This window comes from Streptomyces sp. NPDC043996, from assembly GCF_056435225.1.
In genome coordinates, this window is the sequence record NZ_JBWKEY010000024.1 from 1 (window position 1) to 17,257 (window position 17,257).

15 protein-coding genes are annotated in these 17,257 nt (G+C 68.1%); 5 read left to right on the forward strand and 10 right to left on the reverse strand.

Translation table 11 applies throughout. From position 1 onward, the window contains the following. Window positions 1-289: 289 nt before the first annotated feature. Window positions 290-865 (reverse strand): transcriptional regulator, encoded by a 576-nt coding sequence (locus AC07A4_RS39985; RefSeq protein WP_478609150.1) that lies wholly within the window; start codon window positions 863-865, stop codon window positions 290-292. A gap of 243 nt (window positions 866-1,108) precedes the next feature. Between AC07A4_RS39985 and AC07A4_RS39990 the strand changes: the two genes are divergently transcribed. Further along, window positions 1,109-3,967 (forward strand): DEAD/DEAH box helicase, encoded by a 2,859-nt coding sequence (locus AC07A4_RS39990; RefSeq protein ID WP_478609153.1) that lies wholly within the window; start codon window positions 1,109-1,111, stop codon window positions 3,965-3,967. Window positions 3,968-4,060: 93 nt separating this feature from the next. Here AC07A4_RS39990 and AC07A4_RS39995 read toward each other — a convergent pair whose 3' ends face one another. After that, window positions 4,061-4,366 carry a hypothetical protein gene (locus AC07A4_RS39995; RefSeq protein WP_478609156.1) on the reverse strand — a complete coding sequence of 102 codons (306 nt, stop codon included), beginning with the start codon at window positions 4,364-4,366 and terminating at the stop codon, window positions 4,061-4,063. Between the two features lie 105 nt (window positions 4,367-4,471). Then, window positions 4,472-6,112, reverse strand: coding sequence for a hypothetical protein (locus AC07A4_RS40000; RefSeq protein ID WP_478609159.1), 1,641 nt, complete (start codon window positions 6,110-6,112; stop codon window positions 4,472-4,474). A 292-nt stretch (window positions 6,113-6,404) separates the two neighbouring features. Here AC07A4_RS40000 and AC07A4_RS40005 point away from each other — a divergent pair, with 292 nt between their 5' ends. Further along, entirely contained in the window at window positions 6,405-7,232 is an 828-nt protein-coding gene (locus AC07A4_RS40005; RefSeq protein WP_478609302.1) for a pentapeptide repeat-containing protein, read from the forward strand. Between the two features lie 63 nt (window positions 7,233-7,295). Here the strand turns inward: AC07A4_RS40005 and AC07A4_RS40010 are convergent, their stop codons facing one another. The 6 genes from AC07A4_RS40010 to AC07A4_RS40035 form a co-directional block, all read right to left on the reverse strand. Next, a complete protein-coding gene (locus tag AC07A4_RS40010; RefSeq protein ID WP_478609162.1) occupies window positions 7,296-8,060 on the reverse strand; it encodes a TatD family hydrolase in 765 nt (254 codons plus the stop codon). Then, entirely contained in the window at window positions 8,044-9,315 is a 1,272-nt protein-coding gene (locus tag AC07A4_RS40015; protein ID WP_478609165.1) for a hypothetical protein, read from the reverse strand. The genes AC07A4_RS40010 and AC07A4_RS40015 overlap by 17 nt, the downstream gene beginning before the upstream one ends. Beyond that, window positions 9,312-10,154 carry a hypothetical protein gene (locus AC07A4_RS40020; RefSeq protein WP_478609168.1) on the reverse strand — a complete coding sequence of 281 codons (843 nt, stop codon included), beginning with the start codon at window positions 10,152-10,154 and terminating at the stop codon, window positions 9,312-9,314. The genes AC07A4_RS40015 and AC07A4_RS40020 overlap by 4 nt, the downstream gene beginning before the upstream one ends. Continuing rightward, complete coding sequence (locus AC07A4_RS40025; RefSeq protein ID WP_478609171.1) at window positions 10,154-10,510, reverse strand: hypothetical protein; 357 nt, start codon at window positions 10,508-10,510, stop codon at window positions 10,154-10,156. Before AC07A4_RS40025 ends, AC07A4_RS40020 begins: the two co-directional genes overlap by 1 nt. Before the next feature lie 21 nt (window positions 10,511-10,531). Then, complete coding sequence (locus tag AC07A4_RS40030; RefSeq protein WP_478609174.1) at window positions 10,532-11,854, reverse strand: KAP family P-loop NTPase fold protein; 1,323 nt, start codon at window positions 11,852-11,854, stop codon at window positions 10,532-10,534. Window positions 11,855-12,722: 868 nt separating this feature from the next. Beyond that, the gene (locus AC07A4_RS40035; protein WP_478609177.1) at window positions 12,723-13,289 is read right to left on the reverse strand and encodes a hypothetical protein; all 567 of its coding nucleotides are present in this window, start codon (window positions 13,287-13,289) and stop codon (window positions 12,723-12,725) included. A 219-nt stretch (window positions 13,290-13,508) separates the two neighbouring features. On the opposite strand from AC07A4_RS40035, the gene AC07A4_RS40040 reads away from it, so the two are divergent. The 3 genes from AC07A4_RS40040 to AC07A4_RS40050 all read left to right on the forward strand — a co-directional run bounded on the left by AC07A4_RS40040 (window position 13,509) and on the right by AC07A4_RS40050 (window position 16,648). Next, a complete protein-coding gene (locus AC07A4_RS40040) occupies window positions 13,509-14,240 on the forward strand; it encodes a hypothetical protein (RefSeq protein WP_478609180.1) in 732 nt (243 codons plus the stop codon). Window positions 14,241-15,675: 1,435 nt separating this feature from the next. Beyond that, complete coding sequence (locus AC07A4_RS40045) at window positions 15,676-15,960, forward strand: hypothetical protein (protein ID WP_478609183.1); 285 nt, start codon at window positions 15,676-15,678, stop codon at window positions 15,958-15,960. 10 nt (window positions 15,961-15,970) lie between these two features. Continuing rightward, on the forward strand, window positions 15,971-16,648 hold the full coding sequence (locus AC07A4_RS40050; protein WP_478609186.1) for a hypothetical protein: 678 nt from the start codon (window positions 15,971-15,973) through the stop codon (window positions 16,646-16,648). Window positions 16,649-16,763: 115 nt separating this feature from the next. Here AC07A4_RS40050 and AC07A4_RS40055 read toward each other — a convergent pair whose 3' ends face one another. Further along, window positions 16,764-17,156, reverse strand: a complete 393-nt coding sequence (locus AC07A4_RS40055; protein ID WP_478609189.1) for a hypothetical protein — start codon at window positions 17,154-17,156, stop codon at window positions 16,764-16,766. Window positions 17,157-17,257: the final 101 nt, after the last annotated feature.

A 17,257-nucleotide genomic window follows, 5' to 3' on the forward strand; every position in this document is an offset into this window, starting at 1 on the left:
GCGCGCGGTCTGCTCCGCAGACACGCCGCGCCGCCGCTACGCGGCGGGAGGGAGCAGCGCTCCGCGCTGCTCGGTCAGCCCCTCCGGGGCTGACGGCCGGTCAACTCCGTTGCCCGGCGCCCGGATCGCTCCGCGATCCGGGACGGAATTCGCTCCGCGAATTCCTGGGGCTGGCTACGAGGTTGGTAGGGTCTGCCGGATTTTCGGCTCATCCCTGTTCCGGGGATCCCCCTGACGCTCTTTCACGTTTTGGATTCGATATCTTGATTCTAGGATATCGAATTTGAGGCTAGGCTGCGAATCCGATATTCGACACGTACTCGTAACTGCCGTATTCACTGCCGAGTTCGATGGTCACGTCGCCGAACCAGGCGTCGTCCAAGGCCTGCTCGTCGTCTGCGGCCCAGGCCGCGACCACCGGGTCCCAGCGGCGGACGTTGAGGGCACGGAAACTCACGACTCGCTGATGGGGCCAGCTGACCTGGGACTGGTTGAGAGGGTGGAACTCCACCCGGGTCCCGCGCCCCTCCCGGTTGAGGCGGCTGGTCAGATACCGGGCCACGTTGTGACGGCGCACCGTATGGTAGGCCGTCTCGATGTGGTGCAGGTTCTGCCTGGAGGGGCTGCGCTGACTGGCCAGCCAGGCCTTCAGGGTGCGGTCGGTGACGGTCAGGCCGGCTGCGCGGGCTGCTTCGCGGGCGTGGCTGGTGCGGGTGAGGTAGTGCAGACGGGCCATCAGGCCACGGCGCGCGGTAATGGGTGTGGCGATGAATCCAGCAAGCTGGTCGAGCTGGCGTGCAACGGCCTCGTGGCCTTTGATGCCGCGGGCGCCGTACTTGCCGAACTCGTTGTTCCTCTCCGGCATTTCCTCCTCCTTCCGTCACCATAATTGCTTGGTTACACACTACCGTAATTGGCGCTGTTCTGCAGTGAGTTGGCGGAATTCTCGCGTGCTCTTATTGCTGGAATTCCAGGGGCGTGCGTTCGGGCTCTCGCGCGTGCGGGGAGGGATGTGCCGCTTCACAGGACGGTGCCGGGTGCGGCGGTCTAGGTTGTCACAGAAGGTAGTTGGTTGGGTGTTCGGCTGATCGGCTGCCACCCCTGCACGATGCTCCGGAGGGTGGTCATGGACGTGGGCGCGGCGGCTCGGCCGGAGGTGGATCTCGCGGCGTTCTACGACCACCAGGACGAGGCGGTCGACGCCGTCATGCGCGTCTACACCCCCTCCCCCAGGGCACGGCGGCCGCGGTTTCGCGCGCAGCTGCACATGGCGCCCGGGCTGGGGAAGACGTGGGTGGCCGCGCGGGTCGCGGGCCTGGTCGCGGCCCACGGATCGCTGCTGATGGTCGTGCCCACACGGGCCCTGCTGGAGCAGACCTACCGGGTCCTGCGCGCGGCCGGGCGCAGCGGCCCGGTGATTGCTGTGTACGCGCCGCGGGATGCCGCTCTGCGGGGCGTGCCGGGGGTGCTGGTGTCGACGGAGCCGCGGGCGGTGGCCTGGCATGTGAATGCCTTCGCCGCCCAGGGGGACGGCCGGGTCACGGTACTCGCGACGTACGCGAGCGTGGAGGGCTCGCTGATCGCCGGACACCGGCTGAGTGTCGAGCGGGACGGAACGCGGCCACTGCCAGAGTGGGACCTGTTGGTGGCGGATGAGTCCCACCACACCGAAACCTCGCAGGTGTGGGGGCGGATCAACGAGCAGCACCTCGTACCGGCCCGGCACCGGCTGTCCATGACCGCGACACCACGCCTGCTCGGGGCCGTGCACTGGGATGAGCAGGGCCGTCTGATCGCCGCTGATCCGGTGGTGCGGCTCTCCGAGCGCAAGCACGGGCCCGTCGCCTACCGGCTGGGGCTTCGAGAGGCGCAGCGGCGAGGCAAGCTCGCCCACAGCCCCGTCGTAGCCGCCGAGATCGACGAAGCCCGGCTCCGCGACCTCGCCGCGGCACGCGGGCGAGCCGATGCCGGTGTACGGGCAGAATTGCTCACGGCGGCGCTGGGGGCGGTGCTGCGGGCGGCGGGGCGGGTGGGGTGCCGCCGGCTGCTGGCCTACCACTCCACCGTCGCCGGAGCCCGAGCGGCCGCCGCCTCACTGCCGCAGCTCGCACGGGTCCTGCACGGGCAGGGGACGTCTGCGCCGCGGCGGGTCTGGGCTGTGGCCCTGCACGAAGGCACCCCGGCCAGGGAGCGGCAACGAGCCCTGGCCGCCCTGGCGGCGGGGACGGACCTGCAGGGGCGGCCGGTGGACCTGGCGGTCGTCTGCTCGGTACGCCTTCTGAGCGAGGGCGTCGACGTCCCCGCCGTCGACGCCGTCGCCCTAGTCGACCCGCGCGCGGCGCAGGGCGACCTCCTCCAGATCGCGGGCCGCGCCGTCCGCTACGACCGGGAGAACCCCGACAAGGTCGCGTCGATCATCGTGCCCGTCCTCCACCTCGCGCGGCCTGCGGATGACACGCTCGTCGGACCGGACTGGGTGCCAGTGATCAACATGCTGCGCGCGCTGGAGTCCTACGAACCCGACCACACCGACCGCGGCGCAGAGGACGAGGAGGAGCCGGAGGAAGCCGCGCGGCGGGTGGAACGCGCGGGGCGCAGCACCAGCCGCGGACCGCACCGCGTACAGCCGCCCAAGGAGGCGCGCCAGCGGCGCGAGGAACGCGCGCGCGAGCTCCAGCAGATGCTGACCTTCACCCGGCAGCGGTCAGCGGCCGTGGTCGCGGACTGGCTGAAGATCACCGTGCTCGCCGACCCTGTCACCGCCGACACCGAACGCGTCATGCGAGCCGTGAGCTCCTACCACCAGCGCACCGGGCACCTGCGCGTACCCGTCGACTGGCACGAAACCCTCCCGGTCGACTACGCCCGCATCCCTCTCCTCAAGAAGCGAGGGCACAAGCCGGTGAAGGTGCCCGGGCAAGGCCAGGGCCAGGAGCAGGAGCTCGCGGAGGGGCAGGCGGAGGGTCGGGAGCGGGGGCAGGAGTCCGTAGTGGAGCCGGGGGTTGTGGTGGTTCGGCTGGGGTGGGAGCTGGAGCGGGTCCGCAGGCAGTGGCGCCGCGACCGCGATGACCTCCGCACCCTCATCGCCGAGCTCGGGCAGGAAGAAGGGCTGGAGGCCTGGCGCGCGCGGCCGCGACGCGTCCCTGCGGACCTGGCCGCCCTGCTGGGCGAGTACAGGTTCGTGTGGGAGCCCCGGGCCTCCGCGAGGCAGGTCCTGGTCGAGGCCGCGCGGGAGTACGCGCAGCGATACGGGCATCTGCTGCCCGGGGTGGAGGAGAGCATCGATGTCGACGGGCAACAGGTACGCATCGGGAAGCTGCTGAGCGAATGCCGCAGGCCCTCCTGGGGCGCCAAGCCCGAGGAGCAGGACGTCGCCCGCACGCTCGACGAGCTCGCGGTGTGGCGGGTACGGGCCAGGGCGCCGTGGAACGCGGGCTGGGAACGCAAACTCGTCCTCCTCGAGGCCTTCCACGCCCAGGGCGGACGCCGCGGGGAACTCCTGACCGGGAGCCGGGTCTTCCGCGGGGACGATCTGGGTAAGTGGCTGCGTGACCAGCACCGCAGATGGCCCCACCTCGCGGAGGAGCAGCGTCGGGTACTGCTGAAGCTGCGCATGGGCCCCGCAGCCGGAGACAAGCGGGTCAAGACTGCGGGCGTGGTGCAGGTGCCCCGCAGCCGCACGGAGCGCCTCATGGAGATCGTCACCGCCGCACGACAGCACCTGCAGGAGGTAGGCCCCCTCGTCGGGCCGGATGGCCGGCATCGTGTCCACGACACCTACCGGCCCCGCGTGGGCGGCGTCCCCGTGCAGCTGCGCAGGCGGCTGAACGCGGTGCGGGCCCGCTACCACACCTACCCACCCGAGCAGCAAGCCCTGTTCACCGGCCTCGGACTCCCCTGGGCGCAAGCGTCAGACGGCGGCAAGGACCAGGCTAGCGGCGGGCAGGAGACAGGCCCGGCCGTGTAGATGCTGTCGTTGATGCCAGCGGCCTCCCCCGGGTCGCGGAAGAGTCTGCCCGTGTTGTCCGTGCTGCTGACGAGGTGCACCGGGTCACCGGCCCTACGGCCGCGTTCCGGGGCGGGGCCCGGCCGCCTGCATGTGGTCAGCTCCGCCGTGACCGCCGCAGCGCGGGTCGTGTGCGATGCGACGGCGCTGCTGCTGGTGGTGCCAACGGGTGCGCCACCAGGCCAGGCGGTGTGCGGAGTCTTGGGGGAAGACCGACTGGAGCACGGCGAGGGCCAGTACCAGAACGAAGCAGGCGAAGCACACTGTGGTCAGCCACCACGGCGCACCGAGTACAGCTCCGGCCAGTGCGAGGAGACCGAAGAGGAGAGTGGAGATCGCCGATGGTCGTAAGGGCTGCATGTCAGGCTCCTTGAGGGGTGAGCGCGCTGCTAGATGGGCAACGGGCGTGTGCAGGTCTGGTTCCAGTGGAGCGCACAGGGGTGTGCCCGTATTTATCGGTGGGTGTCACATGGTGGGGCGGTGGTACCGGTCGAAGGCACGCTGCCAGGCATCCTGCATGGCCTGCTCCAGCAGCAGGGCGCTGCGGCGGTGTGCCCAGCCGGCGAGCCACTGCACCCAGTCGGGCCGCGGGCTGTCGAGGAATTCACCGGCGACTGCCTGCCCGGGCCAGGGCCAGGTGGGCCGGGTGATGTGGAAGCGTGAGGTGATGCGCTTGTCGATCCGGTTGGCGAGGGTGCGGAACCTGCGGGTGTTGCCCCGGGCCTGTCGTAGCTCGTCCAGCGCGTGCGCGCTGTGCCCGTCGCCCTCCAGAGCGTCGATGACGGTGTCCATGCTCGCCAGCGTCATCTCGCGGGCCCTGGCCATGGCTCGCTGACGGTCCTCGATAGTGATGAAGCCGAAGTCGTGTGCCTTGTCGACGGGTAGCTCCAAGACGAACGCGTCGTCGTCCTCGTCGTCGGGATCGTGGCACCAGTCGATGAGTACGGCCTCGATGAAGCCGGTGACCTCGTGCGGGGCCAGTCTGTGTGCCGCGGCGATCAGAGTTTCCACGCCCGGCACCGGGCTCCAGCCGGGCCCGGGCTGCCCACCGAGCAGAGGCCATAGCCCCTGCCCGCCGCGGCAGGGGAAAGCCAGGACCAAACCCTGCTCGGCCCACGCCGCAAACGGCGCCGCCAGTTGCCCGGCGGGTAGCAGCAGGGCGTGCCAGGCCTCAGGCGGGTGCAGCCGCCAGCCGGGCGGCGACACCGTGTACTCGTCCCTGCCGTCCTGGCCGCTGGTCAGCCAGTCCTCGAAGTCCTGCAGGCCGATGCGGCGCTCGGCACGCCACAGGGCCGCACCGCCGCGCCCGGCCCAGTCATAGCTGGTGGCCCCTCGCAGCAGGTCGGCGCGCCGTTGGTCGTGGACATACAGGGCGTCCAGGTACAGCTCGTGCCACGACTCGTCCCGCTGGAAGAGAGATTCCTCAGCATCCTGGGCGTCGGAGCCGGTCAGGAGCTCGCGGGCGAGGTTGATGGCGGCCTGGAAGCGTGCCGGGGCGTGCCAGGCCACGTCCGTCTCCAGCATCTCGGCTGTGCGCAGCAGGCGATGCTCCCGCTCGTCGGGGCCGCGTTTGGGGCATTCTTGCTGCTCACGCAGGGTTTCCGCTGCCTTCAGGAGTTCCCGCTCGGGGCCGGTGCTGGTCACGGCCGCTGCCAGCCGCCACAGGCTCAGCGCCGCGCGGTGGCGCAGCAGCGGCACGAGGTCTTGAAGGAAGTCGTCGCTGAAGGGCTCGGCCACCGCGATGGCGGTCATCACCGCGTCGGTGAGTATCCGGCTCTGGTAGTCGCGGTAGCTGCGGGGGTGCTGGCCCGGCAGACGCAGCGCGGTAGCCCGCGCCCGCTGCAGCAAGTCGGCGGGCGCCCGCAGCCGCACGGGCCGGTCTGTCCGCGGCTCGCTGCGCCAGCGTGGGGGCGGCGGGTAACGCAGCACGGTGGAAATGTGCGTCAGCCGCTCCTCAAACGCCCTGGCCTCCTGCGCTCGAACGTGCTCAGCCAGCAGCTGGCGCAGCGTCTCGTCCCGCGAGGCCGACCGCCGGGCCGCGATCGTCGCCAGTGCCGCCACGGCGCAGGGCCCGAGGCGGACATTGGTCTCCTCCAGCCCGCTCACCTTCCCAGTATCCGGCTTCGCCCGCGTAGCTCTGCACGAGAACGACATGCCCCATCGTCAGTCATGTCAGTAGCAGATGAGCACCACGCGTCAGCGCCAACCCGCCAGGCCACCGAGCTTGCGCCACTGACACCTAAATGACGACGTCCAACTGACACTCCCCTGCAGACCAGCACCGCCAGAGGCCGAATCAACTGACCTGGACGTTGTGCGCGCTGGTCGCCGTGTCCGATAGAAACAGTGCATGTGGTGGAAGCGGACGCGGTCGGCCGTCCTGACAGTGTCCGGTGTGATGGTGCTCGGTGGAGTGGTGGCTCTTGTTTTCACCCCGCTGACGGCGCGTCTGGCGCGATGGGTGACGAGCGACGACTGGTCTTTGCTCGATGGTGCCGGCCGGGCGGCGGCGGTGGGGCAGTTCCGTCTCGCCATCGTCCAGGTGGTCGCCGCGGCCGGCGCTGGAATTGCCCTGACCTATACGGCTCGTACGTTCCGGCTGTCTCGGCGGGGCCAGGTCACCGACCGCTTCACGAAAGCCTTGGAACGGCTGAGTTCCGGCGAGCCATATGTGCGTCTTGGGGGTGTCTTGGCGATGGAGCAGATCGTGCAGGATGCCCCGGATCAGGGCGACGCTGCGGCACGGGTGCTAAACGCGTTCGTGCGCGAGGAAGCTCAGCCTGCCGCGACGACGAAACTGGCGACAGCGCAGTTGGCGAAGAAGCCGGATGCGCAGGTCCAGGAAGCGCTGCGCGCACTCACGGTAACGCGCCCGCGGCATGGTGGCAGTGGTGTGCCGGTGGATCTGTCCGGCCTGCATCTGCGGAAGGTGCACCTGGCAGGCGCGCATCTGAACGGGGCCCGGTTGGAGGGCGCCACCCTCAGCGAAGCGAACCTGCGCAGTGCGCGGCTCAGGGATGCCAGCCTCGAAGGGGCCGATCTCACGAACGCCGATCTCACCGACGCCGATCTGAGAGGCGCCGACCTCACTCGTGTTGACCTGTCCTCGGCGTTGGGTCTGACGGCTGCTCAGGTGCTTCAGGCCGGCAGCTTGATCGACTGCGTGCTGCCAGATGCGGTCGCCGCGGACAGCGCAGTCGCAGCGCGCCTGTCTCCGAGTGGCTGACGGGTTCTTGGGCCGCTGCGCGGGTGCTGTGGTCGTGGTGGGGAGTGCGCCTCAGGGAAGTGGTCAGGCTTCCAGTGCCCAGTCCGCAATGGGCTCCTGCAGGCGGTCCAGCACTTGGGTGCGAGTCGTCAATTCGCGCAGGTTCTGCCAGAAACGTCGTCTGATCATCTCCGGTGTCGTGCCGTGGAGCACGGCCAGGCGCCGTTCGAGCGGGGCGACGACGCCTGGACGGGACGCGCCGGTGGCACGTCTGCTGGCGGGAAAGTCGGTCTCGGGCAAGAGGCGTTGCAGGGGGAAAGCGGCGAGTGTCTCGTCCGGCATGGCGGCGTTGACAGAGAAGTAAGCGCCCAGGCTGATGGCCTGCTGCCGCTCTGCCGGAGTGCCGAGGAACCAGTGCAGGATGATCCCCGGATGCGGGTGGCTGGTGAGCAGGTCCATCAGAGGAGCGGTACGTCCGCTGCTGTGCAGCGAGAGGAGGACCGGTTCGTCGCGCGCGGCGGCAAGGATCTGAGCGAGGACGGACCGCTGCAGTTCGAGGCTGCCGCGGCGATCGAGCCCGACTTCTCCGATAAAGCAGGTCCGCTGCAGTGTGGCGCGGAACTGGTGCGGACTGAAGGCTTCGAGGGCAGCCGGCACCGCCGGGTGCACACCAGTGCCCCAGACCAGGGTGATGTCCCGGCGTCGCAGGGCGTAGTCGGTCTCGGCCGGGGTGCGCGACACCGCAAAGACAACGGCTCCGTTCAAAGCGCTGATCTGGGAGTCGGATACGTCGGGGGCGATGTGGGCGTGACAGTCCAGCGCGGGCAGTTCGTTAGGGAAGAGGGACACGGCTCAGTTCCTCAAGACCTCGCTGGCACAGGTCCGCGATGGCGTCGAAGTCGGCTTCGGGAGGCAGATCGCCTACGGCGAGAATATCGATTTCGTCGATGCCGTTGAGGTAGGCCTGCTGGACATCCAGGACATCTCTGCGGCGGTGCCTGAGCAGCAACTCCCTTGAGGAGCCCGCAAGATGGTCGACGAGGTAGACGGTGGGGTCGTGGCGGGGGCCGGCGGTGAAGGACCCGCGACGCACGAAGCAGGCCACGCACAGTCCGCAGTTGAGGTTGGCGTTGCCGCCCTTGTAGCGGCCTCCGTCGAGTTTTCCGCACGAGACAGTCGCGGCGGCAGCGGTGAGGAGCGCGTCCCCTGCTCGGTCGTGGGCCCGTTCCAGGAGCTCCCCCTTGGTGCAGTGGAGATAGGGGTTGCCGATGGCGACGGGGATGTCGGCGGCGGCCAAGAGGGCGTTGAGGCGACTGAAGGTGCCGGGGTGGGTGGACCGGGTGGTCAGGGCGCCGCCGCGTGCGGTGGTCAGTGGCGGGTTGATGCTGGTGAATCCGTTCTCGGGCACGGTCACCTGTGGGCTCGACGCGGTGGCCGCCGTGGCAGCTGCGAGTGCGGCAAACAACAGGCTGCGGCTCCGTGAGGTGGACTCGGCGGGAGTGCCGTGGGGGCGGATCTTGATGCTGTGGTGGCGCAGGTGGCAGGAGACGCGCTCTTGCAGCCAGGAGCTGGCCATGTTCTGTGCGCTCCGTACCGCGGTACTGCCGTCGTAATGGCTGAGGTAGATCCGCTCAATGCCGTCCTGCAGGTGATCGACAGCTCCGCACAGCGAATCAAGACCGCCGCTGAGGAGCATGACGTCGGCGGCGCGCGCGAGGGGGACATGCGTACGGGCAGTCACGGTGGCGGGCACGGCGCGCAGGTTCCATACGTCACCGGTCAACCAGTGCAGGAGCTCTTCGGCCAGCTCACCGGGTGCACTGTTCCAGAGTTCGGGATTGACGGTGTGGACGGCGAGTTCGAATGTCCTGACGAACGTGGTGGGGCGGGGAGTTCTCCGATCGGCAAGGTAGGCCGCGGCAGCGACGCGGACCAGGTCAGCGGCCGCCACGGGGACAGCGCCGATCAGGTCGAGGTCCCATCCGAGGGTGCCGGCCACTTCCGGCGTGGGGCTGTGGGCAGGGGTTCGGGCCCAGCGCAGAGCCGTGGCGGAGTGTTCGTGCTGCTGGGCATCGTGGGGCAGCACTTCGAGAGCAATCGTCATGAGCGTCGTGCGCGGAGCATGCGCAGTGCCTCCCCGGTCACCTTGGCTGCTGTTGCAGTGAACTCCTGTACGGTCATGCGGCGCGTGTCGGGGACGCCGATGTTCTTGAGGCGGCGCTCCAGCCAGGAGCGGACCAGGCGTTGTTTGCTGATCGCTTCCTGCGCCGTCAGGTCTCCTTGTGCTTTTTGTGATCCGAGTTCGACCAGCGAGAGTTCGTAGATCCATTCAGTGACGAGTCCGCGCAGACCGTCTTGTTGTGCGGGTGGGTCAGGATCGACGAGTACGGCCTTGACGTATCTAGTGGCGGCCTTGCGCAGGGCCGCCTCATCGGGGTGGCCCGCGTCACCGAGCACCGTCTGTAGGATGCGCGAGACCTGCGCAAGCGGGCGCAGGCTGCGGAGTTCGGCGAGGTCCAGGCCGAGTTCTCGCAGTCGGGCCGTGTCCCCGTTGCGCAATGCGTAGGCCCCGGCCAGAGCAGCGGCACCGCGGGAGGAGCCCTTGATGACCTGGCGTCGTGATCCAGCGCCGGCTCTTCCGGCGAGATCGCGTGTGCCTCCCGCTCCGCCTCCTCCGTTGCCGCCACCTCGAGGGGAAGACAGCAGCGCGGAGAGCGGGTACGGGTTGGCCGGTGGTCTCCCGCGGTCCAGGTCGTCTTTCTGCAGGGCGGTGGACAGCGCGCTGAGCATCCTGTCGAGGAGCTGCTCCTGACCATCCGGGAGGTCGGGCGGGGTTTGGGGGCCGATGCCGGAGGGCGCCGAGGTGGGCAGTGCGTCGAACGCCTCGTGGGCGTGCTTCCAGTCCGCGTTGCCGCTCCCTCCGTAGGAACCGGAGGTGCCCATCAGTCGCTCCCTGCGGTCGTGATCCGTGCGATTTCCTGCGTCGCCGGGTCGATATCGGTAGCCGTAGCCAGCTGCGGAATCAGCGCCTGCAGTTCCTCGACACCGCTGCTGTCCATGTCGACGACGGCTCCGGGCATGAGGTATTTGCGGATCTCCCACAGCCCCTGCGCGACGGCTGACCGCAGTTCGGGGGTGTGGCGTGCGATATGCACCAGCGATTCAGCCAGCGGATCGGTGTCCGATTCGCGGCGCGCGCGCTGAACCAGTGCGTCGACGACGGCCTGCCGGTCGGTGACCAGCGCGGCAACGATCTCGGCCTGGGCGTCACGCCGGTGCGGTTCAGAGGCGCTGGCCAAGTCACCGACCCAGGTGAGCTGCTACTGTGTCAGGGACGCGGCAGCTGTGAGGCTGACCAGCGATGCGGCCAGACTCAGGTACGGGCCGATCGGCGCGGTGGTGAGATCGGGATCGGATGCGGCCCATTCTCTGCTGTCCTCAGTAACCTCGGTAGGCTTGTCATTCTCTTCGTCCCGGCCCCAAGCCTGCCAGCGTTCCAACAGCTCGGCCCGCTGGGCTTCCTGGAGACGCACGAGTGTCTCGAAGTCCTTGCCGTGGCTGTCCTCCAGCAGCATGAGCTTGGCGATCACCGAGGCGTCGATGTTGATGCCGTGCCGCTCCGCGATGCGAGTACGCAGCGCGAATGCGTTCAAAAACCGCTTGATACTGCGAGGGCTTCCCGTACGGTGCGCGGCCAGACCTGCGGCAAAGCGGCTGGCCAATGCCAGAGTGTCAGCGTCAGGCGCCCACGGCAGGTTCTGCATATCGGCCAGAACGGGTGAGCGCCCCTGCGCGCGACGCTGCTGGGCATGCGTGACCAGCCGTTCGTAATCACCTTCCTGTTCGCACCGGCGCTGTGAAAGCAGGAGGGCGATGAAGGCGCCTGCCTCGTCCGTACTGATACGTGGCAACGACAGCGGCAGTTGAACAATCTTCTCCACATAGCGGAGTGCGAACTGCTCTCCGCGGCCCGTGGCGTCAAGGCTGACGGCAATGGACTCACGCACCATCTCCTGATCGGCCGCCAGGACGAACGCCACCTTCTTGACGGACAAGAACAGCTTGATGGCCTCCAAGGTGGCCATCACGGCGTCCGGCAGGCACCGGTCGAGATCGTCCACCAAGACAATGAGGCGCTGGAGAGGTTCCACGTCCTGAAGCAGCTTGGCGAACTCGCTGCGGAATCCCGCCAGGCTCTTGGCTTCCTGCCTCGGCTGCGGCGTGAAGGCTTTGACGAGGTCTTCGGTCTGCGCCACCAGCTGACCGCGAGCCATGCTGGCCGCAACACGTGACCAACTGATCCGTTCCAGGAGACCTTTGGCAGCATCCTCGAGACCCGCGTCCGGGTAGGCCGTCAGCAGGTCCTGCAGGACTTCACCGACGACAGCGCCGCGCACATCGAACTGGTCGTCGAACTCCCACGGATCGAGACGGATGACGCGATATCCGGGTTCCTGGTCCAATGCCTGATGCAAGAGGCCGAGGACGGTGGATTTCCCTCCGCCCCAGGGGGCGTTGATCCCGATCGTCACAGGGTCCAGAGACGGAGACCGCAAGGCAGCCACAACGGTGTCGACAATCGAAGCGAATCCCAGAAGGTCCACCGTCGTCGGATTGTCATCCCACAGCTGCAATTCGCTCATCCGGCGCCCCCCGGCAGGCCGATCCACACGTTCGCCGTTTCACCTCACCGACCGATCCCGTCTCCGCGCCTCTTGCCAGCAGACGGAGTGGCGCTACAGCAGTTGCGAGCCCAGGTGATCGAGCACCCATCGAAAAGTCCAGCACCAACCCGCCGCACCGCCCACTCCGTGAAAATCATGCATACCACGACGCCGACGCGAACTCAGGAAGCGACACACCGACGGCAAGCGCTTCACGGGCGACGCGACCGCCGCTACGCCCTGCTCGACCTGCGGCCGAGTCCACGTTCGCCTGGAGCCGGGGAACGACACTCCGCGCCCGGCTGGCGGCTACCCGCGGAGGTGTCCACCGCCGCAACATCCCGCCACAAACTCTGCCGCACGCAAGGCCGTCTCAATGAAAGTGACGCCACGGCTCAGAACTTGCATACGAGCAGGTCGCAGCCCCGACGTACGGCCAACCAACGACATTCCAGCAGCCGAACCCTCCATAATCAACTTCTCAGTTCACGAAGGTGCGCAGGTCAGAGCCTTGAAGATCAGCTAACTGCCGCAAACACAGCGAGACGACATAGCTGGGGGAAGGGCTGGATGTCCCAGTCGTTGACTCGGTCGCCTTCATCGACCCACGTGGTGGGGCCATCGACCTGGTCCAGTGCGTAGGCCGTGCACTGCGTACCCCTGCCGAGCAGCGTGTCCAGGCGCAGCAGGCCGAGCGCGGTGCGCGCTCGGGCTCGGCTGCGGCGGGGTGGCGGAGAAGATCGCCACGATCGTGGTGCCTGTCGTGCATCTCGAGTCGGGTAGCCGGGCGGATCTGTACGGTCCTGCCTGGGACCCTCTCCTCGCCCTGTTGCAGGCGCTCCGCGGATCAGGCCGCCTTGGGGTGGTGTGGGTCTTGGCGGAGCCGCTGCGGCGGCGCTTGGCCAGAGTTCTGCTGTGAGGGCGACGCTGGACGGCGGTCATCGACTGTTGTGGTGGCCGGGCCGAAGACCTCGTCGAAGCGGTGTGCTTCGCTGGTGTTCACCAGGTAGTAGGAGCCGGCGGACGCCCGGCGGGCATGGCAGTTGTAGTGCACGACCTCGGCTGGTGTCAGGACGGTGAGGTCGCCGAAGACGTACAGCAGCGGGATGGGGGCGTTGATGCCCATGAACTGCAGTCCTGCCATGGCGCATTTGCAGGAGATAGCAAAACGCCCGGAAGTGGTGCTCTGCATCGATGTCTTGGCATCGATGGTGACCATGTCCGCGCCTCGGACAGCCAACAGGTCCGGGAAGTAGCGCAGCGGCGAGTCGGTCCGGCTCAGTGCCCGCTGCATCTCGACGGGGTAGGTGCCTTGCCCGGCTGGGTGAACTACCCAGCCGCGGTGTTGGAGTTCACGCGTGACTCGTTGCTCGTGCCGGTCCCCGATCGCTTTGCGCTCGCTCCAACCTGTCATGCAGCCCCTCCCCTGAGAGTGGTACCAAGTCAAATGGTTCCGTACTACGAAGCTACCCGCTACCCTGCCTTTATGTCGGCATACGTTGACCCACGTTTTCGTCCCACGCTCTGGCCCGGCACAGTTGTTCCCACCCCACCTCTGCGGCCATTCGGGGGCGTTGAGGTCGACGGCGACTGGATCGTCTGGCCGCCCGCTCCCTCAGGCGGCCAACCGTCAGTGCAGCTTCCCGGCGACTTCTACCTACGTGAGCTCCTCGATGTTCCCCTTGCCGACCTGGAAGCAGCGGCCGATCTATTCCGGTCGTATGGGTTGCTGTTCGAGCTCAACAACCGTGACCTCGACCGGTTGGACCGCGCCGACGAGGAGCTGGAAGAGCTCGATGCGCTCACACGCCTTGACCCTCCTGGCAGGGCCTTTCCCGGCGGTGTCCACCGCGACCAAGTCAGACTGCATCTCACGGCAGCCCAGGAGGCAATCACCACCTGGCTGGCCTGTCAGCGTGAGGGAGGGCTGGAAGAACTCGTCGCCTCCGAGGTGACCGAGGAGCACCTGGTCCATTCCCAGGCCCAGAACCCAGATCACGACCCTGCCTGGCCCCACTCTCTGGAGCATCTGCAGGACATCCTCATCTCCATCCGGATCGACCACCTGGAGAGTGCTCTGCAGGCCGCCCTGGGGAGGTTCAGCATCGGGATTGGCGACCTCGCCGACCGCAATCCCACCATCCACTCAGTGGCGTTCCTGCAGCTGTACAACCACCTCGCTGAAAACGCGACCGTCCGCGAGTGCGCCAACGAGACCTGTCGCCGGCACTTCGTGCGACAGCGCGGCCGCGCCGAGTACGGCCAGCACCGCACCCAGGGCGTCAAGTACTGCTCCCGCGAATGCGCCCGCGCCCAAGCACAACGTGAGCTACGGCGACGACGCAAGCACACACCCTCACCCTGAACGCCGCCTCGCCAGCGCACACTCCACACACGGCCTGCCGCAAGAGCTTCGGGGCACTGAGGCGGCCGGCGAAATCGGCAGAGAATCCGGCCATGCGGAGCGAAGCGACGACATCGCCGAGCGCGGTGTGTACCAGTTTCAGCTGGGCGGTTGGGTTGGCTGGCCGCAACCGCCGTATGTCGGGGGCTCGTCGCTGCACGCTGGTCACAGCCGTGGCAGCGGTGTTCAGCGATCGGTTCCCGAAGACCGACTGCTTGCCGACCGGTGCCGCACTTCAGGTGTTCGGGAACGGCGTTCGCCAGCAGTTGGCACCCTCTGCGCTCCTGGGCGCCCTTCCCGCCGGCCGTGGCCGGGGATCACGCTGGTGGGGTGGCCCGGATGCCGAGGAAGCCCGTCCGCCGCCGCAAGCAGTGCCGTGCGTTGCTCCCTGGCGATGCCCGCCGACCACCACTCCCCCAGCCCGCTGGCTCGACGACGAACCCGTGACGCGCGAGCGGTGGCGCTTGCTGGTCACCGTTCGCCGCGCGCACCTGAGCCTCACTCCGTGAGCTGGCCCTCCGCGGCCGCGCTCGCCGAGGAGCTCCCGAAGCAGCACCAGCGCGAGACGGCCGCGAAAAGCTGGTCCAGCAGGAGCAGGCCAAGGCCACGAAGTCCCCCACCTACGCGCAGAGCGCCGCCCGGTACGAGCCGCCGGCGCCCACGCAGTCCCGGGGAGGCCCGGGCCCTGGGCCGGTAGGAAACAGCCAGAAAACAAGTGAAGCCGACGCCTGGCCACGAAGGGCGCGGGCGATCGGCTTCACGTGGCCTGGTGCGCCAACACCAAGCCTCTTGCCCCTCTGCGTGCCGGTTGGAGCCAGTAGCAACAGGGCAGGAGCCGCCACAGGCTTTCTGGCGATGCTCCGTGGTTACGAGGATGAGGCATCCCGTACGAGATCGACCTGAGATCAGCGGCGCGAAATTGAATCAAAGCAGCTCAACGCACTCCCCCAATCGTGCAAGGGAAGACGAAGCGCGGGGCGGAGAAGAGGGCCTGTTCGGTACATAGACGTGACGATGCAGAGCTCTGACCTGCGGCTCTACCTCAATCACGTACCGCAAATAGGGCGCTAACGGACTGTCAGTCTCTCGTGCTAGGCCGCGACGCAGCGCGCTGACCTGCACCCCCCGCTGCGGACACGCTCCAACAAGTCCCTGCTTCCCTGGATATGACCGACGTCGGCAGTGCGCTGTGTCCCCAAAAGAATCTGTTGGTGCGCTGGTGAACAAAAGTTTGGCCGGACTGTCATTCGTGACGTAGCGGCTGAGACCCTTGCGGCAGCAGGTCCTTACGTGCGCCAGGAGCGCCAACTCCCGATAGGGGCACGGATGGACAAGGTTGGAGCCAAGTAGCACCGTCCGGCGATCTTCAGGTCGCCGGGCGGTGAGGGAGTTCTCTATGAGCAGCACGCCTTCGGCCGCGGCAGAGCCCGCGGGGTCTGCGTCACTGAACTGTTCCGCGCACGCCCCGTTCGGCGTACCGCACGCACTCGTGACCATCGCGTGCATAGCCGTCGCGGCGGTTCTCGCCCCCGCTGGGATGACCCTGCAGGAGGTTCTGCTCCTGGTCGCGGGTTCCGGCTTGATCGGCGCGGTCATCGTCGTCCTGGTGATGACCGGCGGCCGGGGCGCCGGCGGCCGCATCAGCCGCTTCATGCGAGCCTACTTCACCTCGCGGGTTTGAGGTGAAGGCCATGGGACGTCCGGAGAAGCCGGTGGACATCACGATCCCGGCGCGCGCGAAGCTCGCCGAGTTCCTGCGGACCCGCAAGGACGAGGCCGGCCTGACCTACCAAGCGCTGTCCGGCTTGATGAACGGCTTGCCGTCGAAGGCGACCCTGGAGCGGGCTGCGTCGGGCACGACGGTGCCCGCTTGGGACACGGTCGTGCACTTCGTCGGCAAGACCGCCACCCCGGAGGAAGACCTGACCAACCCCGAAGGGACTCTGTCGCACGCTCGGCAACTATGGATCCGCGCGCGCCGGGCGACCCGGGCGCCCTACTACGTCCACAAAGCCCCTGACCCGAACCTGATCTCCACCCGTGCGGACCTGAGTCGTGCCCTACGCGATCAGCACGTCTGGGCCGGCTACCCCTCACCGGGCGAGATGGAGCGGAGCCTCAACCCGGGACTGCTGCCCAGCACCACCTGCCGACGCATCATCACCGGCAGGACCCTGCCCGTCGACGATACCCAGCTGGGCGCCTTTCTGATGGCGTGCGACGTGCCCTGGTTCCGGTACAGCGACTGGCTCCGTGCCGCAGAACGGGCGTCCCATAGGCGCCGGGATCCGGGACAGCCCGGTGCCTCCGTGCCGAACCTCGTTTCCGACGGCAACCTCCCTCCCGGGCACCTGGACCGAGCCGCGTAGAGCCCCGTACCGGCCGTCTCGTCGAGCCCCCGGCCATCCGCGGATGTTCGGGGGCTCGACGCTGTCGTCAGGTCCTCGACAGCACGACCAGGACAGGCCGAGACCAACATCAGCCTCAGCGTCGGGTGCGCCAGGTGCGAACAGCCCCGCGCCCGTTCCCACTTTCTGTACCGCAACTACTCACACCCGTTCTACGCCTGTCTTCAAGGCCGGCGTGAGGACGATCGCTGGCGAAGGGTCGGCGGCTTGTCCGATGCGTTCGCGAGTACGGCGGGGCACCGTACGCGTACTGGCCCTTCTCTCCCTTGATGCGGCGGCCGCGGCGGAGCTTGGCAACGGTCATGCCGCGGTCCAACTGGGCGAAGATGCCCATCATCTGCCGCATGGTGGTCCGCATCGGGTCCTCGGGGTCGTCGGGCAGGATCTCGCCCTGGTCGGCCATGAAAGCGCGGCCGCCGTGCTTCCAGGTCTGCGTGAGCGCGGCCTCTTGGACGACGAGCCCCTCCACCTTCTTGTCCTCGATCCACGAGAGGGCAACCCCGAGTTCCGGCGCTCGCTCGCAGCACGGACGCCGGACGCGATCTCCCTCCTCGAACCGACCAACGCAAG